The organism is Pantoea sp. S-LA4, from assembly GCF_054482835.1.
In genome coordinates this window covers 920353-940423 of the sequence record NZ_JBTLRC010000002.1, presented here as the reverse complement: position 1 = coordinate 940423, position 20071 = coordinate 920353, and the positions used below count along the sequence as shown (strand labels likewise).

Below are 20071 nucleotides of genomic sequence, written 5' to 3'. Positions count from 1 at the left end.
ACAACACAGTAACACGATGCAAAAAATGGAACAGATCATGGCTTCATTGCAGATTTCGCAAGGCACGTTTCGTCTTAGCGATACCCGGGTTTTGACCCTGAATGAGGTTCAGCTTCAGCGTGGCGAGAGCTGGGCCTTTGTCGGTGCCAACGGCAGCGGCAAGTCATCACTGGCGCGCGTCCTCTCTGGCGAGTTGTCGCCGCTGGCGGGCTCGGTCAGCAGTGATTTCCAGCGTCCGACGCGACTGTCGCTGGAGCAGTTGCAAAAGCTGGTCGCCGATGAGTGGCAGCGCAACAACACCGACCTGCTCAGTGAAGGTGAGGAGGATACCGGCCTGACCGTGGCTGAGGTGATCCAGGCGGAAATGCAGCAGCCGGAACGCTGTACACAGCTGGCCCGCCAGTTTGGCATCGAGCAGTTACTGACGCGCCGCTTCAAATATCTCTCCACCGGCGAAACCCGCAAGACGCTGCTCTGCCAGGCGCTGATGCAGCAGCCGGATCTGTTAATTCTGGATGAGCCGTTTGACGGGCTGGATGTGGCGTCACGCGCCAGCCTGACCGGGACCTTACGCAGCCTGCAGCATCCCGACTTTACTCTGGTGCTGGTGCTCAACCGCTTTGATGATATTCCCGAGTACATACAGCAGATTGGAGTACTGGCGGAGTGTACCCTCACCCATATCGGCCCGCGCCAGACCATTTTAGCCGAAGCGCTGGTGGCGCAGCTGGCGCACAGTGAACAACTGCTGGGGATGGCGCTGCCGGAAGCAGATGCGCCGGATCAGCTGCCGTCGCTGGCGGATGATGCGCCGCGCGTGATTCTGCGCAACGGCGTGGTCTCTTATCACGATCGGCCGGTGATCGACGGGCTGAACTGGCAGGTCAATGCCGGTGAGCACTGGCAGATTATCGGCCCCAACGGCGCCGGTAAATCAACCCTGCTCAGCCTGGTGACCGGCGATCATCCCCAAGGCTACAGCAACGACCTGACCTTGTTTGGTCGCCGGCGCGGCAGTGGTGAAACCATCTGGGAGATCAAGCAGCATATTGGCTATGTCAGCAGCAGCCTGCATCTCGATTATCGCGTCAGCGTCAACGTGCTGACGGTGATCCTGTCAGGCTTTTTCGATTCGATTGGTCTTTATCAGGCCGCGTCAGACCGTCAGAAGGCGCTGGCCCGGCAATGGCTGGCGCTGCTCGGGATGAACAATGCGCTGGCGGATGCGCCCTTTCACAGCCTGTCGTGGGGACAACAGCGGCTGGTATTGATTGCCCGCGCGCTGGTGAAGCATCCGACGCTGCTCATTCTGGATGAGCCGCTGCAGGGACTCGATCCGATCAACCGTCAGCTGGTACGGCGTTTTATCGATGTGCTGATTGGCGAAGGTCGCACTCAGCTACTGTTTGTCTCACATCATGCCGAAGATGCGCCGCAGTGCATCACGCACCGTCTGAGTTTTGTTGCCGGTGACGGCGGCTATCACTACCCGCAGCAGCAGCTGAATTAAATCGGCCAGACGCCGGTCAGACGGCGTCTGCTTCACCCTCAGATGTAACCGCTACCACTTACCCTGCGCTTTCCCGCCTGCAATTCCGTCACAATGCCACGAAATGAGAATATTCAGCTTGTGTAAACGATACCATTTATCCAGACTTGATCACGCTTTCGGGCGCGCTGATGTGCTACTTTTTACCGATGCCTCTTTGGCTTTTGACGCTTACCAGGATTCAACATGGAAAAATTTAACCCGGTCGATCACCCGCATCGCCGTTACAATCCACTGATTGATCAATGGATTCTCGTTTCACCCCATCGGGCAAAACGTCCGTGGCAAGGCGCGCAGGAGACCCCGGCGGTCAATACCTTACCGGCGCACGATCCCGATTGCTTCCTGTGTGCGGGCAATACCCGCATCACCGGTGACAAAAATCCTGACTATACCGGCACTTATGTCTTTACCAATGACTTTGCCGCTCTGATGACCGACACGCCAGACGCGCCAGAGAGCGACGATCTGCTGATGCGCTGTGAAAGCGCGCGCGGCACCAGTCGGGTGATCTGCTTTTCGCCGGATCACAGCAAAACGCTGCCGGAGATGTCGTTAAGCGCGCTGGAGGAAGTCGTACGCACCTGGCAGGAACAGACCGCCGATCTCGGTCAGCACTATCCGTGGGTGCAGGTTTTCGAAAACAAAGGCGCAGCGATGGGCTGCTCTAATCCTCATCCGCACGGCCAGATTTGGGCTAACAGCTTCCTGCCGAATGAAGCGCAGCGCGAAGACGATCATCAGCGCGCCTATTTTGCGAAGCATGGCTCACCGATGCTGGTCGATTATCTCGCCCGTGAACAGCAGGATGGCAGCCGCACCGTGGTCGAGACCGATCACTGGCTGGCCGTGGTGCCGTGGTGGGCGGCGTGGCCGTTCGAAACCCTGCTGTTGCCGAAAGCACACGTTCAACGTCTGACCGATCTGAACGAGGCGCAACGCAGCGATCTGGCTAAAGCGATCAAGCTGTTGACCAGCCGCTACGACAACCTGTTTCAGTGCTCCTTCCCCTACTCGATGGGCTGGCACGGCGCACCGTTCAACGGTGAAGCCAACGATCACTGGCAGTTGCATGCTCACTTCTATCCGCCGCTGCTGCGTTCAGCAACGGTACGTAAATTTATGGTTGGCTATGAAATGCTGGCCGAAACCCAACGCGATTTAACGGCGGAACAGGCGGCGGAACGTCTGCGTTCTGTCAGCGACGTTCACTTCCGTGAGGCACAATAATGAGCTTAAAAACCATCACGCAGCAGGTCTTCTCCGACACTTTTGGCTACGCGCCGACCCACACCATTCAGGCACCGGGCCGCGTTAACCTGATCGGTGAACATACCGATTATAACGATGGCTTTGTGCTGCCGTGCGCCATCGATTATCAGACGGTGATCGCCTGCGCGCGCCGTGACGATCGTCAGATCCGGGTGGTGGCGGTCGATTACGACAACGCTGAAGACAGCTTCTCGCTGGATGAAGAGATCCGCAGCCTGGAGCAGCCGATGTGGGCCAACTATGTGCGCGGCGTGGTGAAACACCTGCAACAGCGCCACGCCGATTTCGGCGGCATCGATATGGTGATCAGCGGCAACGTGCCGCAGGGCGCGGGCCTGAGTTCATCAGCCTCGCTGGAAGTGGCGGTCGGCACCGTGGTGCAGCAGCTCTACAATCTGCCGCTGGACGGCGCGGCGATTGCGGTCAACGGTCAGGAAGCTGAGAACCAGTTCGTCGGCTGTAACTGCGGCATCATGGATCAGCTGATCTCGGCGCTGGGCCAGAAAGATCACGCCATGCTGCTCGATTGCCGCACGCTGGGGACCCGCCCGGTCTCAATGCCGGAAGATATCGCGGTGGTGATCATCAACTCTAACTTCCGCCGTACGCTGGTAGGTAGCGAGTACAACACCCGTCGTCAGCAGTGTGAAACCGGTGCGCGCTTCTTCAATAAACCAGCGCTGCGTGATGTCGAACTGGCTGAATTTGAAGCTGCGCAGTCGCAGCTTGATCCGCAGGTGGCGAAGCGTGTGCGCCACGTACTGACGGAAAATGCCCGTACCCTGGAAGCCGCCGATGCGCTGACCCGTGGCGACCTGACGCGCATGGGCCAGCTGATGGCCGAGTCTCACGCATCGATGCGCGATGATTTCGAGATCACCGTGCCACCGATCGACACCCTGGTTGAGATCGTGAAAGCGCAGATTGGCGAGCGCGGCGGTGTGCGCATGACCGGCGGTGGCTTTGGCGGCTGTATCGTGGCGCTGATGCCGCTCGATCTGGTTGATCAGGTGAAAGCCGCCGTAGCGGAGCAGTATGAAGCAGCGACCGGCATCAAAGAGACCTTCTACGTTTGTAAAGCCTCAGCGGGAGCTGGCCCATGCTAAACGACGTTAATTCTCATGCGCCGGACGGGCAACCGTGGCGCATCACCGTGCTGCGCAATGCGAACGGCATGCTGGTGACCTTTATGGACTGGGGCGCAACCTGGCTGTCGGCCCGGGTGCCGATGCAGGATGGCACGGTCCGTGAGGCACTGCTCGGCTGTGCCACGCCCTCTGACTATCTGCACCAGGATGCCTATCTGGGCGCCACGGTGGGCCGTTATGCCAACCGCATCGCCGGAGCGACGCTGAATAAACTGAACCGTCAGCTGGTGGCCAATCAGGGCCCGCATCAGCTGCACGGCGGCCCGGAAGGGTTTGATAAACGTCGCTGGCAAATCGTCAGCCAGTCGGAAACTGAAGTGCACTATCGGCTGGATTCGCCGGATGGCGATCAGGGTTATCCGGGCAATCTGATTGCCGATCTGCGCTATCAGCTGGATGACGATAACTGCCTGAGCATTCAGTATGAAGCGCGCTGCGATCAGGCCTGTCCGGTCAACCTCACCAACCACGCTTACTTTAACCTTGATGCGCATCATGGCGACGCGCGTCAGCATCGCTTACAACTGCACGCCGACAGTTACCTGCCTGTCGACAGCGACGGGATTCCGAATGCGCCACTGAAAGCGGTGGCGGGCACCAGTTTCGATTTCCGTCAGGCCAAACCGGTGGCGCAGGATTTCCTCGCCGACGACGATCAGCGTGCGGTGAAGGGCTATGATCACGCCTTCCTGCTTAACAGCGCCGGCGACGCCACTCAGCCCGCGGCTGAACTCTGGTCGGAAGATGGCAAACTGCAGCTTAGCGTCACCACCTCTGCGCCGGCGCTGCAGTTTTACTCGGCTAACTATCTGGCTGGCACCCGTGCCCGTGAGCAGGAGAGCTATACTGCTTTCCAGGGCATTGCGCTGGAGAGTGAATTTTTACCGGACTCGCCTAATCATGCGGAATGGCCGCAGCCTGATTGCTGGCTGCAGCCGGGAGATCGCTGGGAATCGGTGACGCGTTATCGCTTCACGCCGCGCTGAGTCACCGGCTGAAAAACGCGCAGTGCGTTGCCGACAGGCTTACGTGCTGCCCGCTTTTCCGTTATGGTATGGCGCAATTGGCTCGTTGAACGGGCTGGCAGCAGCAGGTTTCCATTCTCACAGAAACATCACAGTATTAAGGAGTTAAGCTATGGCTGTAACTAAGCTGGTTCTGGTGCGTCACGGCGAAAGCCAGTGGAACAACGAAAACCGCTTTACCGGTTGGTATGATGTTGACCTTTCTGAAAAAGGTCGTGGCGAAGCCAAATCAGCGGGTCAACTGCTGAAGAAAGAAGGCTTTGTGTTTGATTTTGCTTACACCTCAGTACTGAAGCGTGCGATTCACACCCTGTGGAACGTGCTGGATGAGCTGGATCAGGCCTGGCTGCCAGTCGAAAAAACCTGGCGTCTGAACGAGCGTCACTACGGTGCGCTGCAGGGTCTGGATAAAGCAGAAACCGCCGCGAAATATGGCGACGAGCAGGTTAAGCAGTGGCGTCGCGGCTTTGCCGTTACCCCGCCAGAGCTGGATCGTTCAGATGAGCGTTTTCCGGGCCATGATCCGCGTTATGCGAAACTGACCCCAGAGCAGCTGCCAACCACCGAAAGCCTGGCGCTGACCATCGATCGCGTCATTCCTTACTGGAACGACACCATTCTGCCGCGCATCAAAAGCGGTGAGAAAGTGATTATCGCCGCACACGGCAACTCACTGCGTGCGCTGGTGAAATATCTCGATAACCTGAGCGAAGATGAAATCCTCGAACTGAACATCCCTACCGGCGTACCGCTGGTGTATGAGTTCGATGAAAACTTCAAACCGCTGAAGCGTTACTACCTGGGTGATGCCGACGAGATTGCAGCGAAAGCCGCAGCCGTTGCGAATCAGGGTAAAGCGAAGTAATTCTGCGCTAAAACGCCAAAAGGCCAGACGCAAGTCTGGCCTTTTTCATGCGTGCTGCCTTTAGCCGCGACGCTGTTTTACCGCTGTCGCTAACTGGCGTAACACTTTGTCGGTGTCATCCCAGCCGATGCAGGCGTCAGTGACGCTTTTGCCGTAGACCAGCGGCTCGCCGCTCTCCAGACTCTGATTGCCTTCTACCAGGTGGCTCTCAATCATCACGCCGATAATCGCCCGCTCACCGTTGATCATCTGCTGCGCTACATCTTCCGCCACGACCATCTGCCGCTGGAACTGCTTGCTGCTGTTGGCGTGGCTGAAGTCGATCATCACCTGCTGCGGCAGGCCCGCTTTCGCCAGTCCGGCTTTGACTTCGCTGACGTGCTGCGCGCTGTAGTTTGGCTCTTTACCGCCGCGCAGAATGATGTGGCAATCCGCGTTACCGCTGGTTTCGACAATCGCCGAGTGACCATATTTGGTGACCGACAGGAAACAGTGCGGCGAACCGGCAGCGTTGATCGCGTCGATGGCGACTTTGATGGTGCCGTCGGTACCGTTTTTAAAGCCCACCGGGCAGGAGAGGCCCGACGCCAGCTCACGGTGTACCTGAGACTCGGTGGTACGGGCACCAATCGCGCCCCAGCTCATCAGATCGGCCACATATTGTGGGGTGATCATATCGAGGAACTCGCCGGCCGCCGGTAACCCACTGTCGTTGATCTCCAGCAGCAGTTTACGCGCCAGACGCAGTCCGTCGTTCAGCTGGAAAGTGCCATCCATGTAAGGGTCATTGATCAGCCCTTTCCAGCCCACCGTGGTGCGCGGCTTTTCAAAATAGACCCGCATGACCACTTCCAGCTCGCCTTTCAGCTCGTCGCGCAGCGTCAGCAGTCGGGCGGCATACTCTTTCGCGGCTTCGGTGTCGTGAATCGAGCACGGCCCGATCACCACCAGCAGACGATCGTCCTGACCCTGAAGGATCTGATGAATAGCCTGACGCGCCTGTGAAACTGTTTCGGCAGCCCGATCGGTGGCCGGGAATTTTTCCAGCAGCGCAACCGGCGGCAGCAGCTCTTTAATCTCTTTGATGCGTAAATCATCGTTCTGGTAATTCATACTGATTCCATATTATTTCAGGCCCAGCGCGCGCCGGGCACAACCTGTCCAATGTAGCCCGAAGCGCCAGGGGTGTAAATTCCCGCTACGGGTTAAATGTTCGGGTGATATTTGCATTAATCGGGTTAGCGTCTAGACTTTTTAATGGTAAGCACTGATAAACGGACTGCTTACCCGATTAAATCACCCTGTTTAAGCCAACCGGCGAATTTTATTTCGTACGGGACCTTTTTATCCAAATTGCACCTCTGGGCTTGAAGCAGCAACTTCATTAATTAACGGGAGCATAATGATGAAAAAGTTTGCCTTACTCTTTTTGACAGCAGCGATGACTCTGAGCAGCGGCGCAGCCATGGCGGCGAGCGGTAACAATGGTACGGCTAACCAGGCTGCCGATGCAGGCGCAGCGGCGGGCGGTGCGAAAGAAAATCTGCCACCGAATAATGTTGATAACAGCAATATTAATAACACCGGCACCAACACGAATCCGGCAACTTCTGGCAGCAATACCAGCAGCGGTAATATGTCTGCGAATGAAATCGACCAGAACAGCCAGTGTAAAGATGGCAAATGCCCGAACATCAATAAAAAAGTCCAGACCAAAGAAGGTGGCGGTGACGTGAATACCAAAACCGACGGCACCTCACAGTAATTCCGTCCGATCAGGAGAGCCTCTGCTCTCCTGTCTTTTTCTCCCCTCCTCTCTTCTCTTCCGCTATGCTGAGCCGGTGAAATTAACAGGGAAATATTCATGGCCGCATTGCTTCTGATTGACGATCATCCACTGGTCGAGGTCGCCCTTGAGGCTGCGCTGACTCAGTCACCGATTCCGGTAAAACTTTACTCCGCCAGCAGTGAAAAAGCCGCACGCGCCTTTCTCTCTTTGCCGCTGGATATTATCGTGCTGGACATTGGCCTGCCGGATGGCGACGGCCTGGAGATTCTGCGCCGTCTGAAGATTCATCTGCCCGATTGCCCGGTGCTGATCTACTCGGCGCAGCAAACCCACCACACCATGCGACGCGCTCAGGCGCTGGGTGCGGCAGGTTATGTGGTGAAAAGTCAGCGCATGGAGCAGCTCCTGAGCGCGATTCTGGCGGTGCTGGGCGGTCACACGGCCTTTCCTGCTATTGAGGACGAACCAGAACTGCCGCTGACCCAGAAAGAGCGCCAGGTCCTGGCATTACTGGCCAGCGGCCTCTCTAACCTGCAAATTGCCGCTCAGCTGCATATCAGCAACAAAACCGTCAGCACCCATAAAAAGAATATTCTGGAAAAGACCGGTGCCCGCTCGGTGGTGGAACTGGCTGACCTGTGGAAAGCGCAGCAGTGAGGAACTGGCTGCTGATTTTATTGCTGTTATGGAGCGGAGTCGGGATGGCCGTCCGGCCAGTGAGCAGCGTAAATCTGCCGATGATGCTGCCGGTGAACCGCGCCGAAACCATGCAGGGTCGGATGCTGCGCGTCGGACTGCTGGAGGAGAACAACGCGCCCTGGGCGATGCGCATCGGCAACGATCTCTATGGCATCAATGCCGATTATCTCTCGGCGCTGCGTCAGCTGACCGGTGCCCAGTTCAGTCTGACGCTGTACGCCGATCAGGCACATCTGTTGCAGGCGCTGAATGACGGAGAGATCGATTTTGCCCTGGGTATGCTGGCCGCGCCGTTACCGCCAGGCACGCTCAGCAGTGACATCTGGTACAGCAGCCCGCTACGCATCTACCGTAACCAGCAGAATCAGCGCGCCGTGATGTTTAACAGCCAGAATGCCCAGCTGGCGATCAGTGACACCACGCTGGCACAGCTGCCGCCCGATCTGGCGGCGCGCCATCGCTGGCGGCGTTATAGCAGCGATCTGCAGGCTCTCTATACCCTGCTTAATCAGCAAAACGATTATGTGGTGGCGGATGAGACCAGCGCCGGCTTTCTGTTAAGTCAGCTGCAGCAGGGTCAGATTTATCAGATTGCTTCGCGGATAGAGGCCGGTCAGCTCAGCCTGCGCGCGGTGAGCCGCGATCCGCAGCTGATTAGCTGGATCAATCAGAGCCTGCGTCAGCTGCCCGCCGAGCTGATGAATACGCTTCAGGCGCGCTGGAGCAGCATCCTGCCACGCTATCAGGATACCCAGACGCTGATGCTCAGCCCGGATGAACGGGCATGGATTGCCGCCCATCCACGGGTGTTCTACGCCGCCGAGCCGGATAACTATCCGTGGAGCTACCGCGACAGCACCGGCACGGCGCGCGGCTACGGCGTCGAGCTGCTGAAAGTGATCGCCCAGAGTACCGGACTGCAATTCGAGCCGGTATGGGTCAGCAATCCCCGCCAGGCCGCCGCACTGATCGGTCAGCAGCAGGCGATGCTGCAGCTGATGCAACCGCTTAACGGTGATGCGATGCAGAGCACCTCGCTGCCGGTGTGGCGGGCGTTGTGGGGCATCTACAGCATTCAGCCCCATTCCCTGACGCACTGGCGTGACCTGCGCGGTAAGCGGGTCGGCGTGCTACAGGACGATCTGGCGCAGCGGCTGTTGCCCGACGACCTGCAGCCGCAGCGCTTTGCCGATCGCAACAGCCTGTACGATGCGCTGGCCAGAGGCCAGATTGATGCCCTGGTCGATAACGTGCTGTCAGCCCGCTGGCGCATCGCCAGCCGCAACGATCCCCGTATTCATCTCGCCTTCGCCGCCAGCGACATCGCCTGGCCGATCGCGCTGGGCGTCGCCCCGGAGCAGCCGGTGCTGCGTGCGCTGCTGGATCGGGCGCTGCAGCAGATTCCGGCTGAAACCCAGAGCCAGATGCGCGATAGCTGGTCCACTCCGCCACAGCCGGGCAGCGTGATGGTGATGCGATCCTTACCGATGATGGTGCTGGTAGTGGCCGGAGCGGCGATCGCCTTACTGCTGCTGTTACTGGCGCGCCGCTACTGGCAGCAGCGCCGGGAGCGTCAGCAGCGTGAGCAGGCGGAGCGCGCCAACGCGATGAAGAGCCAGTTTCTGGCCACCGTCAGCCATGAGCTGCGCACGCCGATGCAGGCGATTCTCGGACTGTTGGAGCTGGAAAAGCAGCAGCACAGCAGCCAGAATCTGACGCTACTGCACAGCAGCGCGCAATCATTGCTGACCTTACTCAACGACCTGCAGGATCACGCCCGGATTGAGAGCAACAGCTTTACGCTGTCGCCGCGTCCGCTGGCGCTGGCGACCTGGCTCGAACAGCAGCAGCACTTTTACCATCCGTTGATGCGCGCTGACGGACCGCGTCTGGTGGTCAGGGCGCTGACGCCGCTGCCGGAGGCGATTCTGATCGATGCCGATCGCCTGCAACAGGTAGTGAATAACCTGATGACCAATGCGCTGAAATTTACCCGGCACGGTGAGATCCGGCTGACGCTGGCGGCCCGACAGCAGCTGGAGCTGACGGTCAGCGACAGCGGTAGCGGCATTCCGCCGGAGGAGCAGCAGAAGCTGTTCGATCCCTGGTATCAGGCACCGTCGGGCAAATCGGTTTCCGTCCAGGGCAGCGGCCTGGGGCTGTTTATCTGCCGGGAAATGGTGTTGCGCATGGGCGGCGATATCCGGCTGGTTTCTCAACCCGGTCACGGCACCGAAGTGACGGTCACGCTTCCGCTTGAGCCCTGTCAGCCGGTCAGCCCTGTCAGCGAATCTGCCCTGCCCGGCTACCCGCAGTTGCGGGTGGCGATTGTTGATGACCATCCCACCAATCTGCTGGTGATGCAGCAGCAGCTGGCGCGCTTCGCTATTCAGGCCGATACCTTCGAGCAGGGCCGCGACCTGTTGCGCGCCGATGCGCAGCAGCCGTATGACCTGCTGTTTATCGACCAGATGATGCCGCGTCCCGACGGCACGCTGCTGCTGCGGCTGCTGCGCCGTCGCGATCGTCAGCGTGGCCGTCAGGCGATGCGGGTATTGTGCTCAGCCGACGCCCAGTTGCTGTCCCAGCCGCTGGCGGCCGGCGAACGGGTGCTGATTAAACCGGTGCAGTTATCCGATCTCAGCGCCCTGCTGGCCGCCTGGCAGCCCGATCCGCTGGCGGCACTGGATGACAACCTGTTACGACTGGCGCAGCACAACGACCGGTTCCTTGGCCGTCTGAGCCAGACATTACGCGACACCGTCAGCCAGGATCTGGCGCGGCTTGCCGCGGCGCGCGATCGGCAGGACTGGACGCAGCTGGCGGAAGCCGCACACCGGATGAAAGGCAGCTGGTTACTGGTCGGGCTGGAGGAAGGCGCGCAGCTTAGCCAGCAGTTAGCAGAGCAGGCAAAACAGCATCAGGACACCGCTGAAACGTGGCGATTACTGATATTATTGACTAACAGGTTACTGAAAAAACTGGATTCTTATGGCACACACCCACACTCATAGCGGGCAGGATAGCAATCGTACCCGTCTGGCCGCGGCATTTGGCGTTACCACCCTGTTTATGATCGCCGAAGTGATTGGCGGCTGGCTCTCTGGCTCGCTGGCGCTGCTGGCCGATGCCGGACATATGCTGACCGATGCGGCAGCGCTGTTGATGGCGCTGCTGGCAGTGCAGTTTGCCCGCCGCAAGCCCAATGCACGCCATACTTTCGGCCTGCTGCGCCTGACCACGCTGGCCGCCTTCGTCAACGCTATCGCTCTGCTGGTGATTACCGCCCTGATCGTCTGGGAAGCCGTGCGCCGTTTCGCCGATCCGCAGCCGGTCACCGGCGGGCTGATGCTGGGCATTGCTATCGCGGGACTGCTGGCCAATATCCTGTCGTTCTGGTTGCTGCATCACGGCAGCGGCGAGAAGAACCTCAACGTGCGCGCTGCGGCGCTGCATGTGATGGGTGATTTGCTGGGTTCGGTCGGGGCGGTGGCGGCGGCAGTGATCATTATGCTGACCGGCTGGACGCCGATTGACCCGATCCTGTCACTGCTGGTGTCGCTGCTGGTACTGCGCAGCGCCTGGGCGCTGCTGCGTGAAAGCCTGCAGGAGCTGCTGGAAGGTGCGCCGCGCTCGCTTGACGTCACCCGGCTGATTCGCGATTTGACCCTGAATATTGCCGAAGTGCGCAACGTGCATCATGTGCATCTGTGGCAGGTTGGCGAGAAACCGCTGCTGACGCTGCATGTGCAGGTGATCCCGCCGTACGATCATGATGCGCTGCTGCACCGCATTCACGCCTATCTGCAGCAGCACTATCAGATTGCGCACGCCACCGTACAGATGGAGTATCAGCCCTGTGCCGGTGCCGAGTGTGAGCTCGGCATCAGCGGTGGCTCAGATCACTCTCATCCTGCGCACCATCACGCCGCGGGCGAGCATCACGCTCACTGAGACGACAGCGCGCGGGAACCCTGTTGCCGCGCGCTGCGAATCCACATCCGGGAACCGTTCAGCGCAATCAGCGTCAGAATCACATACTCCAGCGACATCGCATACACCCCCTGACGGGCGAAGATCATTACGCTGATCACGTTGATAATCACCCACAGCAGCCAGTTCTCAACATATTTGCGCGTCATCAGAATCATTGCCGCAATCGACAGCACCATCATGCACGAATCCCAGAACGGGAAGGCATCCGGTTGCAGCACCGGCATCGCCACCGTCAGTCCGAGACCGTTCATCAGCGTGACCGCTGCCTGCGTCAGGACGGCAAATACCGGGTCGATATAGAGCGTCATCAGCGCAATCGCAACGATGCAGCCCACCGCCCACGCCAGCGCTTTAGGTAACGGCAGCCAGCGAATCTTCAGCGCGGCCTGGTGGTCGTCGGTCTGGCGACTCCAGGCGTACCAGCCATAGAGGTTGGCGACAAAAAAGAACAGCTGTAACAGCAGGCTGGCATAGAGCTGGATTTGAAAGAAGATCACCGCAAACAGCGTGACGTTAATCAGGCCAAACGGATAGTTGACGATCTTTTCCAGGCTGGCGAGCCAGATGCAGAGCAAGCCTGCCAGCGTGCCGATCGCCTCAATCCACGAGAGATCGTAGCCGCCCGCACCGAGCGGAATATGAACCAGAATATTGTGTGTGCTGAAGAAATCCATGCCAGGCACCTGTCAAAGAAACGCTTACGCGTTTCCTTTCACGTTGAGTTTAAGATCCGCTGCAAAGGATAGCATGCGGTTAAGCGGCAGCAACGCGGCTTCTCGCAGGTCATTGTCAACCTGCACCTCATGCTGCGCGCCGCCCGACTCCAGCGCCTCTGCAATCGCCCTGAGGCCGTTCATCGCCATCCACGGACAGTGGGCGCAGCTGCGGCAGGTAGCTCCTTCGCCAGCGGTCGGCGCTTCCAGCAGCTCTTTCTCCGGTACCGCCTGCTGCATTTTATAAAAGATGCCGCGATCGGTGGCCACAATCATTTGCGGATGCGGCAGCGATTTCGCCGCCTGAATCAGCTGGCTGGTAGAGCCCACCGCGTCGGCCAGATCGACAATCGCCTGCGGCGACTCCGGATGCACCAGCACCGCTGCGTCGGGATAGAGCGCCTTCATGCGCTGCAGCGCCTGGGTTTTAAATTCGTCATGCACAATACAGGCGCCCTGCCAGCACAGCACATCCGCGCCCGATTTTTGCGTCACGTAGCGGCCAAGATGGCGATCCGGTGCCCAGATGATCTTCTCACCGAGGCTGTCGAGATGTTCAATCAGCTCAACCGCGATGCTGGAGGTCACCACCCAGTCGGCGCGTGCTTTCACCGCCGCGGAGGTATTGGCGTAGACCACCACGGTACGATCGGGATGGGCATCGCAGAAGGCGTTAAACTCCTCAATCGGGCAGCCGAGATCGAGTGAGCATTCCGCCTGCAGCGTCGGCATCAGCACCCTCTTCTCCGGGCTGAGAATTTTGGCGGTTTCCCCCATAAAGCGCACGCCCGCCACCAGCAAGGTCGTGGCCGGATGTTGACTGCCGAAGCGCGCCATCTCCAGCGAGTCCGAGACACAGCCGCCGGTCTCTTCGGCCAGCGCCTGAATTTCCGGGTCGGTATAGTAGTGCGCCACCATGACGGCGTTACGCGCTTTCAGCAACGCTTTGATTTTTTCGCGGTAGCCCGCTTTTTCATCGTCAGTCAGACGGGCCGGTTTAGGCGGAAAGGGGTAAACGGCGCTCTCAGGATCGAACATCACACTCATGACACAGCTCTCGTTTTATCTAATTAACGAAAATCGCCTGTTAAGGCGACTTATGGCGTTGATCCCGCCATCGTGTTTTATATGCTAAACACGATAGCGGAAATGTCTCGGTGTGTCGTGGGGTTTTTGTTCAGCCCGTATGAATAATCAGCTCACGTCGGGCTGCGTGGTGGTTGCCAGCGCCAGGTGTGCCTGCGGGGCTTCCAGTGCCAGCAGAAAGGCTTTGATCTCCAGTCCCCCGGCAAAGCCGGTGAGTTTACCGTTGGCACCAATCACCCGATGGCAGGGTGCGATAATCGAGAGCGGATTACGGCCGTTGGCGGCCCCGACCGCACGGACTGCCAGCGGATGACCAATCTCACGGGCAATCTGGCTGTAGCTGCGTGTTTCGCCAAACGGGATCGCCACCAGCGCCTGCCACACCTTCTTCTGAAAGTCGGTGCCGACAAAGTCGAGCGGCAGTTCGAAACAGCGGCGTTTGCCAGCAAAATATTCCGCCAGCTGCTGTTCGGCCGCCAGAAACACCGGCAGGTCATCGTGACGGGTTTGCGGTAGAAACCGGGTGCGTCTGGGATCGTCGTTCTCCCACAAGATGCCAACCAGACCACGGTCGCTGGCCACCAGCTTGAGTTCGCCGACCGGTGTGACGATAGGTTTGAAGTAATACATGCTGATTCTCCGCTCACTGAGTCAGTGCCGATTATCGCACTTTTCAGCCGTCAGGCTGGCTGTTTTCGGTCACGACGATAAACTGTTGTGCTGTCCGAAAACAGCCAGTCTGCCTGCCGTATCCGGCGTAGGCTGCGCTTTATTTGCCGGAGAAAGACCATGCTCGATCCCGAGATTGCCTATCAGGCGCTGACCTCACGTGATACCCGCTTCGATGGGGTTTTCTTCGTCGGCGTCACCTCAACCGGCATCTATTGCCGTCCGATCTGCCCGGTGAAAGCGCCGATGCAGAAAAACTGTCTGTTCTTCAGCAGCGCCGAAGCGGCCGAAAAAGCGCGGTTCCGTCCCTGCCTGCGCTGCCGGCCAGAACTGGCACCGGGCAATGCGCCGGTGGATCATGCGCATCGCATTGCCGATCGGCTGGTGCAGCGCATTGAGGAAGGCGTGCTGGAGCAGCACGAGGGGCTGGATGAGATTGCGGCCGAGTTTGGCATCAGCGCACGCCAGCTGCGGCGGATTGTGCAGCAGGAGCTGGGCGTCTCGCCGCTGGAGCTGAAGCAGACGCGTCGGATGCTGCTGGCGAAACAGCTACTGACCGAAACCCGGTTGCCGATTATTGATGTCGCCTATGCCAGCGGCTTTGGCAGCCTGCGGCGCTTCAATGATGTCTTTCAGGCCCGTTACCGCATGACACCGGGTGCCTTACGCAAGCAGACGCTGCCGGCGGCACAGCTGCAGCCTGATGATACTATGCGGCTGCGGCTTAGCTATCGTCCGCCTTACGACTGGCAGGCGATGCTCAGTTTTCTGCAGCTCCGCCTGATGAAAGAGATCGAGGCGGTTGAAGATAACTGTTACCGGCGCACCGTGGCGCTGGGCGACTATCGCGGCTGGGTCAGCGTGTCACATCTGCCGGCAAAACAGGCGTTGCAGGTTGAGTTCACCAGCAGCTTAACGCCGGTGCTGCCCGCCCTGCTGCGTCGGCTGCGCGATCTGTTCGATCTTAATGCGCAGCCACAGCGGATTGCGGCGCATCTGCAACAGGACCCGCTGCTGGCGCAGAGCCTGGCGGATTATCCCGGCCTGCGGGTGCCTGGTGCCTTTGACGGCTTTGAAATGGGGGTCCGGGCGATACTTGGTCAGCAGATCACGGTGAAAGCCGCGACCACGCTGAGCAGCCGTTTTGCTGAGGCGTTTGGCGAGGCCTGCGTGACGCCGTTCGCCGATCTGTCACGTTACTCCGCCCGTCCGGAACGGATTGCAGAAACCGCGCTGGATGAGATTGCCCGGCTCGGGATTGTCAGCGCCCGCGCCAGAGCGATTCAGGCGTTCGCCAGCGCCTGCGCCAGCGGTGAGCTACGGTTCAATGCCACGCTGTCGCCTGAGGCGATGATGACGCGGCTGATGAGCTTACCGGGCATTGGTCCGTGGACGGCTCACTATATTGCGATGCGCGCCCTGCGCTGGCCGGATGCGTTTCCGAAAGAAGATATTGCGGTGCGCAATAATCTGGGTGGCCTGACGCCGCGCGCCGCTGAGCAGCGTTCACAGGTCTGGCGGCCGTGGCGTAGCTACGCGGTGATGCATATCTGGAAGAGTCTGTCGTAGTCGGGAAATGGAGTGATGCTGGCGATTCAGCCGAACCTGCGGCAGGTTCTCATCCGGCACGCTTAACTCTGTGCCCTGAAAACGAAAAAAGCGCCTTAAAGGCGCTTCTTTCTTAATTGGTGGGTCGTGCAGGATAAGCCTCAGCCCATCCGGGGCCTCGCCCTGCGGGTGATGCTGGCGCATCAGCCTGAATCGCTCCCGGCGATTCAGTCGAACCTGCGGCAGGTCCTCATCCGGCACGTTTAACTCTGTGCCCTCAAAACGAAAAAAGCGCCTTAAAGGCGCTTCTTTCTTAATTGGTGGGTCGTGCAGGATAAGCCTCGGCCCATCCGGGGCCTCGCCCTGCGGGTGATGCTGGCGCATCAGCCTGAATCGCTCCTGGCGATTCAGTCGAACCTGCGGCAGGTTCTCATCCGGCACGCTTAACTCTGTGCCCTCAAAACGAAAAAAGCGCCTTAAAGGCGCTTCTTTCTTAATTGGTGGGTCGTGCAGGATTCGAACCTGCGACCAATTGATTAAAAGTCAACTGCTCTACCAACTGAGCTAACGACCCGCTGGGGGCTTACAACCGTTCTTCGCGCCAGGCGCCTGAAACAAGATGGTGGGTCGTGCAGGATTCGAACCTGCGACCAATTGATTAAAAGTCAACTGCTCTACCAACTGAGCTAACGACCCATCTTAGGTTGTGAAGCAATGCTGAAGGTTATTTCCTGAAAGGGCGCGCAATTAATAACGCGTCTGACCGGAGATGGTGGGTCGTGCAGGATTCGAACCTGCGACCAATTGATTAAAAGTCAACTGCTCTACCAACTGAGCTAACGACCCATCTTCAGGCTTACCGGACACTTTTGCAATTTTGCAATGTCACCCGGCAACGGCGGCATATATTACTGATTTACTGAGGTAGCGCAACCCTTATTTCTGCCAAAAGCGTCGTTTGCTTACCTTTCATACGGCAAGACCAGAAATCACACGATATCCGGTCTGAACCGTACAGATTACATCCCTGCCAGACGTTTTTGCGCCTGTTTTGCAGAGTCGGTATTGGGATAAAGTTTGATCACCTGCTGGTAAACCGCTTTGGCTTTCGCCGTGTCGTTTTTCTCCTGCATGATGACGCCCACTTTCAATAACGCCTCTGCGGCTTTCGGCGACTTCGGATAGTTTTTCACCACCGTGGCGTAATAATAGGCCGCGTCGTCCTTTTTGCCTTTGTTGTAGTTCAGCTGTCCCAGCCAGTAATTGGCGTTCGGCTGATAGGTCGAATCAGGGTAACGTTTTACCCATGCCTGCAGCGCAGTGATCGCCTGATCGTACTGTTTCTTCTCCAGAATCAGCGCAACAGCCGCATTGTAATCACTGTTCGCATCACCGCTCTGCGTCGGTGCGCTATCAGTGGCAGCCGCCGCACCCGCGTCGGTGGCCGCTGCTGCACCGGCTGAGGCATCGCTGCCAGCCGCTGACTGCGCGCCGCCGCTGTTACTGCTGCTCAGGCTGTCGATCTGCTGATAGAGCTGCTTCTGACGCTCGACGACCTGATTAAGCTGATACGAGTTTTGCTGGATTTGCCCACGCAGCGAGTCGATGTCACGCTGGTTATCGCTCATCTGCTGTTGCAGTTGTTGCATCAGCTGTGCCTGGGCATTGGAGATTCGTTCAAGAGTGGTGACACGGTCTTCGACCGAGCCGGAGCCAACGCTACTGATTGACGCTTGGGCATTAGCGGCCCAGGGGGCCGCTACGCCAATCAGTAACGACAGACTCAACAGATGATGTCTGAAGTTACTAACCATGTGATTCTCTTAGTAGACCAGTACGGCACGACGGTTTTTAGAGTAAGCCGCTTCGTCATGACCCAGAACCGCTGGCTTCTCTTTACCGTAAGAAACGATAGACATCTGATCGGCAGAAACGCCTTTGCCTTGCAGATACATTTTCACTGCGCTGGCGCGACGTTCGCCCAGGGCGATGTTGTATTCCGGCGTACCGCGCTCATCCGCGTGACCTTCAATGGTCACTTTGTAAGATGGGTTGCTACGCAGGAAGGCAGCATGCTGATCCAGCATCTGAGCGTAATCAGACTGAACGTCATATTTGTCCAGACCGAAGTAAACGATGTTGTTCTGCTGCAGCTGCTGCATCTGCAGACGCGCCTGCTCGTCAGAAGACATGTTGCCGCCGTTGCCGTTCATGCCAGAATTTGCACCGTAAGCGCCATCAGCGCCCATGCCAGTCTGGTCATTGTTGTTGTTTTTGTGTGAGCTACAAGCCGCTACTGCCAGAACCGGCAGAGCCAGCATCAAACCCTTCAGCACTTTGTTCAGTTGCATTTCAAAAATCCCATTATTGTTTATTGTTTGTGATGTCTGTTAAGTCAGACATTACAGATACGGCGACCAGGCAGGAAATTTTACCTGTCCATCAGTTGCCGGAAGACGCGCTTTGAAACGGCCGTCGGTTGAAACCAGCTGCAGCACGGAACCCATCCCCTGAGTAGAGCTATAGATTACCATTGTGCCGTTCGGTGCCAGGCTCGGCGTTTCATCCAGGAACGTGTCCGTTAACGTTTGAACGGCTCCCGTTTCCAGATCCTGTTTGGCGACGTGTTGAGCACCGCCACTGGTGCTAATCATCACCATTGATTTACCATCGGTAGCCACATCCGCATCCTGGTTCTGACCGCCTTCCCAGGTAATACGCTGTGGCGCGCCACCGTTGAGACCCACTTTATAAATCTGCGGCGCACCCGCCTGATCCGAGGTATAAGCCAGCGTCTGGCTATCCGGGAACCAGGTCGGTTCGGTGCTGTTATAACGGCCATCGGTCACCTGACGGGTCTGACCGGACGCCAGATCCATGACGTAGAGGTTGAGGCTGCCGGTTTTAGACAGGGCAAAAGCCAGTTTTGAGCCATCTGGTGAGAACGCCGGCGCACCGTTGTGACGTGGATAAGAGGCGACCTGGCGCACAGCACCGTTGGAGAGCGTCTGCACTACCAGCGCTGACTTGCCGCTTTCAAAGGTCACGTAAGCCACTTTGCTGCCATCTGGCGACCAGGCGGGTGACATCAGCGGCTGCGGCGAGCGGTGTACCACAAACTGGTTGTAGCCATCGTAATCCGCCACGCGCAGTTCATATGGGAACTGACCGCCGTTGGTCTGCACCACATAGGCGATACGGGTGCGGAAAGCGCCTTTAATGCCGGTCAGCTTCTGAAAGGTTTCGTCACTGGCGGTGTGCGCCGCATAGCGCAGCCACTGTTTGGTCACCTTGAAGGAGTTCTGTGCCAGCACGGTTCCTGGCGCGCCGCCGGTATCGACGAGCTGATAAGAGACCTGATAGCTGCCATCCGGGTTAGACTGCACCTGACCCACAACGACGGAATCAATGCCCAGCGCGCTCCAGGCAGCAGGCTGAACTTCCTGCGCGCTGGTTGGCTGCTGTGGCAGACGTGAGCGATCAAGCGGATTAAATTTACCGCTGTTGCGCAGGTCAGCCGCCACAATGCCACCGATATCTTCTGGCGCGGCGCCAGCACCGGCCCATTTAAACGGGACCACGCCAATCGGGCGTGCGGTATTCACACCCTGGGTGATCTCAATACGAACTTCTGCATGCAGCACGGCTGCCCACAGCAGGATAAAAAAGCCTAACGTAACGCGAAGAGCTTGCTTCATTTTATCTCCCTTAT

17 protein-coding genes, 3 tRNA genes and 1 other RNA gene are annotated in these 20071 nt (G+C 58.4%); 10 read left to right on the top strand and 11 right to left on the bottom strand.

The window, feature by feature from the left end:
• Positions 1 to 37 precede the first annotated feature (37 nt).
• From modF to gpmA, 5 genes are all read left to right on the top strand, one after another.
• Positions 38 to 1510, top strand: a complete 1473-nt coding sequence (gene modF / locus ACX3P5_RS05295; RefSeq protein ID WP_458968379.1) for a molybdate ABC transporter ATP-binding protein ModF — start codon at positions 38 to 40, stop codon at positions 1508 to 1510.
• Positions 1511 to 1735: 225 nt separating this feature from the next.
• Positions 1736 to 2779 carry a galactose-1-phosphate uridylyltransferase gene (gene galT / locus ACX3P5_RS05290; protein ID WP_233984868.1) on the top strand — a complete coding sequence of 348 codons (1044 nt, stop codon included), beginning with the start codon at positions 1736 to 1738 and terminating at the stop codon, positions 2777 to 2779.
• The gene (gene galK / locus ACX3P5_RS05285) at positions 2779 to 3927 is read left to right on the top strand and encodes a galactokinase (protein ID WP_458968378.1); all 1149 of its coding nucleotides are present in this window, start codon (positions 2779 to 2781) and stop codon (positions 3925 to 3927) included. The genes galT and galK overlap by 1 nt, the downstream gene beginning before the upstream one ends.
• Positions 3921 to 4955: a galactose-1-epimerase gene (galM, locus tag ACX3P5_RS05280; protein WP_233984870.1), complete on the top strand. Its 1035-nt coding sequence runs from the start codon at positions 3921 to 3923 to the stop codon at positions 4953 to 4955. The genes galK and galM overlap by 7 nt, the downstream gene beginning before the upstream one ends.
• A 151-nt stretch (positions 4956 to 5106) precedes the next feature.
• Positions 5107 to 5859, top strand: a complete 753-nt coding sequence (gpmA, locus tag ACX3P5_RS05275; RefSeq protein WP_233984871.1) for a 2,3-diphosphoglycerate-dependent phosphoglycerate mutase — start codon at positions 5107 to 5109, stop codon at positions 5857 to 5859.
• 60 nt (positions 5860 to 5919) lie between these two features.
• Here gpmA and aroG read toward each other — a convergent pair whose 3' ends face one another.
• Complete coding sequence (aroG, locus tag ACX3P5_RS05270; RefSeq protein ID WP_458968377.1) at positions 5920 to 6972, bottom strand: 3-deoxy-7-phosphoheptulonate synthase AroG; 1053 nt, start codon at positions 6970 to 6972, stop codon at positions 5920 to 5922.
• 289 nt (positions 6973 to 7261) lie between these two features.
• On the opposite strand from aroG, the gene ACX3P5_RS05265 reads away from it, so the two are divergent.
• The 4 genes from ACX3P5_RS05265 to zitB all read left to right on the top strand — a co-directional run bounded on the left by ACX3P5_RS05265 (position 7262) and on the right by zitB (position 12301).
• Positions 7262 to 7624, top strand: coding sequence for a YbgS-like family protein (locus tag ACX3P5_RS05265; RefSeq protein ID WP_233984873.1), 363 nt, complete (start codon positions 7262 to 7264; stop codon positions 7622 to 7624).
• Between the two features lie 99 nt (positions 7625 to 7723).
• Entirely contained in the window at positions 7724 to 8305 is a 582-nt protein-coding gene (locus tag ACX3P5_RS05260; protein WP_094119441.1) for a response regulator transcription factor, read from the top strand.
• On the top strand, positions 8287 to 11361 hold the full coding sequence (locus tag ACX3P5_RS05255; RefSeq protein WP_458968376.1) for a hybrid sensor histidine kinase/response regulator: 3075 nt from the start codon (positions 8287 to 8289) through the stop codon (positions 11359 to 11361). The genes ACX3P5_RS05260 and ACX3P5_RS05255 overlap by 19 nt, the downstream gene beginning before the upstream one ends.
• Positions 11339 to 12301, top strand: a complete 963-nt coding sequence (gene zitB, locus ACX3P5_RS05250) for a CDF family zinc transporter ZitB (protein WP_233984875.1) — start codon at positions 11339 to 11341, stop codon at positions 12299 to 12301. The genes ACX3P5_RS05255 and zitB overlap by 23 nt, the downstream gene beginning before the upstream one ends.
• On the opposite strand, the gene pnuC is transcribed toward zitB, so the two are convergent.
• The 3 genes from pnuC to ACX3P5_RS05235 all read right to left on the bottom strand — a co-directional run bounded on the left by pnuC (position 12295) and on the right by ACX3P5_RS05235 (position 14772).
• A complete protein-coding gene (pnuC, locus tag ACX3P5_RS05245) occupies positions 12295 to 13017 on the bottom strand; it encodes a nicotinamide riboside transporter PnuC (RefSeq protein WP_336754883.1) in 723 nt (240 codons plus the stop codon). The two genes, zitB and pnuC, sit on opposite strands and share 7 nt — an antisense overlap.
• 24 nt (positions 13018 to 13041) lie before the next feature.
• Positions 13042 to 14103: a quinolinate synthase NadA gene (gene nadA, locus ACX3P5_RS05240; protein WP_336754882.1), complete on the bottom strand. Its 1062-nt coding sequence runs from the start codon at positions 14101 to 14103 to the stop codon at positions 13042 to 13044.
• 147 nt (positions 14104 to 14250) lie between these two features.
• A complete protein-coding gene (locus ACX3P5_RS05235; RefSeq protein ID WP_233984878.1) occupies positions 14251 to 14772 on the bottom strand; it encodes a methylated-DNA--[protein]-cysteine S-methyltransferase in 522 nt (173 codons plus the stop codon).
• 159 nt (positions 14773 to 14931) lie between these two features.
• On the opposite strand from ACX3P5_RS05235, the gene ACX3P5_RS05230 reads away from it, so the two are divergent.
• On the top strand, positions 14932 to 16380 hold the full coding sequence (locus ACX3P5_RS05230; protein WP_233984879.1) for an AlkA N-terminal domain-containing protein: 1449 nt from the start codon (positions 14932 to 14934) through the stop codon (positions 16378 to 16380).
• Positions 16381 to 16677: 297 nt separating this feature from the next.
• On the opposite strand, the gene ACX3P5_RS05225 is transcribed toward ACX3P5_RS05230, so the two are convergent.
• The 7 genes from ACX3P5_RS05225 to tolB all read right to left on the bottom strand — a co-directional run bounded on the left by ACX3P5_RS05225 (position 16678) and on the right by tolB (position 20057).
• Positions 16678 to 16814, bottom strand: a non-coding RNA gene (locus tag ACX3P5_RS05225) — RtT sRNA.
• 43 nt (positions 16815 to 16857) lie between these two features.
• Positions 16858 to 16933: transfer RNA gene (locus tag ACX3P5_RS05220), tRNA-Lys, on the bottom strand.
• 46 nt (positions 16934 to 16979) lie between these two features.
• Positions 16980 to 17055 (bottom strand) — tRNA-Lys (locus ACX3P5_RS05215).
• Between the two features lie 74 nt (positions 17056 to 17129).
• Positions 17130 to 17205: transfer RNA gene (locus ACX3P5_RS05210), tRNA-Lys, on the bottom strand.
• Between the two features lie 173 nt (positions 17206 to 17378).
• Complete coding sequence (gene cpoB / locus ACX3P5_RS05205; RefSeq protein WP_233984880.1) at positions 17379 to 18173, bottom strand: cell division protein CpoB; 795 nt, start codon at positions 18171 to 18173, stop codon at positions 17379 to 17381.
• A gap of 9 nt (positions 18174 to 18182) precedes the next feature.
• Positions 18183 to 18710 carry a peptidoglycan-associated lipoprotein Pal gene (gene pal, locus ACX3P5_RS05200; protein WP_031374834.1) on the bottom strand — a complete coding sequence of 176 codons (528 nt, stop codon included), beginning with the start codon at positions 18708 to 18710 and terminating at the stop codon, positions 18183 to 18185.
• A gap of 51 nt (positions 18711 to 18761) precedes the next feature.
• Positions 18762 to 20057, bottom strand: coding sequence for a Tol-Pal system beta propeller repeat protein TolB (tolB, locus tag ACX3P5_RS05195; RefSeq protein WP_458968375.1), 1296 nt, complete (start codon positions 20055 to 20057; stop codon positions 18762 to 18764).
• Between the last annotated feature and the right edge of the window lie 14 nt (positions 20058 to 20071).

Bases quoted from the DNA above. Each gene is read 5' to 3' on its own strand.
- cpoB (WP_233984880.1), bottom strand. From the start codon at position 18,173: ATGGTTAGTAACTTCAGACATCATCTGTTGAGTCTGTCGTTACTGATT.
- galK (WP_458968378.1), top strand. From the start codon at position 2,779: ATGAGCTTAAAAACCATCACGCAGCAGGTCTTCTCCGACACTTTTGGC.
- pal (WP_031374834.1), bottom strand. From the start codon at position 18,710: ATGCAACTGAACAAAGTGCTGAAGGGTTTGATGCTGGCTCTGCCGGTT.
- ACX3P5_RS05230 (WP_233984879.1), top strand. From the start codon at position 14,932: ATGCTCGATCCCGAGATTGCCTATCAGGCGCTGACCTCACGTGATACC.
- ACX3P5_RS05265 (WP_233984873.1), top strand. From the start codon at position 7,262: ATGATGAAAAAGTTTGCCTTACTCTTTTTGACAGCAGCGATGACTCTG.
- aroG (WP_458968377.1), bottom strand. From the start codon at position 6,972: ATGAATTACCAGAACGATGATTTACGCATCAAAGAGATTAAAGAGCTG.
- ACX3P5_RS05235 (WP_233984878.1), bottom strand. From the start codon at position 14,772: ATGTATTACTTCAAACCTATCGTCACACCGGTCGGCGAACTCAAGCTG.
- nadA (WP_336754882.1), bottom strand. From the start codon at position 14,103: ATGAGTGTGATGTTCGATCCTGAGAGCGCCGTTTACCCCTTTCCGCCT.
- pnuC (WP_336754883.1), bottom strand. From the start codon at position 13,017: ATGGATTTCTTCAGCACACACAATATTCTGGTTCATATTCCGCTCGGT.
- zitB (WP_233984875.1), top strand. From the start codon at position 11,339: ATGGCACACACCCACACTCATAGCGGGCAGGATAGCAATCGTACCCGT.
- gpmA (WP_233984871.1), top strand. From the start codon at position 5,107: ATGGCTGTAACTAAGCTGGTTCTGGTGCGTCACGGCGAAAGCCAGTGG.
- galM (WP_233984870.1), top strand. From the start codon at position 3,921: ATGCTAAACGACGTTAATTCTCATGCGCCGGACGGGCAACCGTGGCGC.
- ACX3P5_RS05260 (WP_094119441.1), top strand. From the start codon at position 7,724: ATGGCCGCATTGCTTCTGATTGACGATCATCCACTGGTCGAGGTCGCC.
- modF (WP_458968379.1), top strand. From the start codon at position 38: ATGGCTTCATTGCAGATTTCGCAAGGCACGTTTCGTCTTAGCGATACC.
- tolB (WP_458968375.1), bottom strand. From the start codon at position 20,057: ATGAAGCAAGCTCTTCGCGTTACGTTAGGCTTTTTTATCCTGCTGTGG.
- galT (WP_233984868.1), top strand. From the start codon at position 1,736: ATGGAAAAATTTAACCCGGTCGATCACCCGCATCGCCGTTACAATCCA.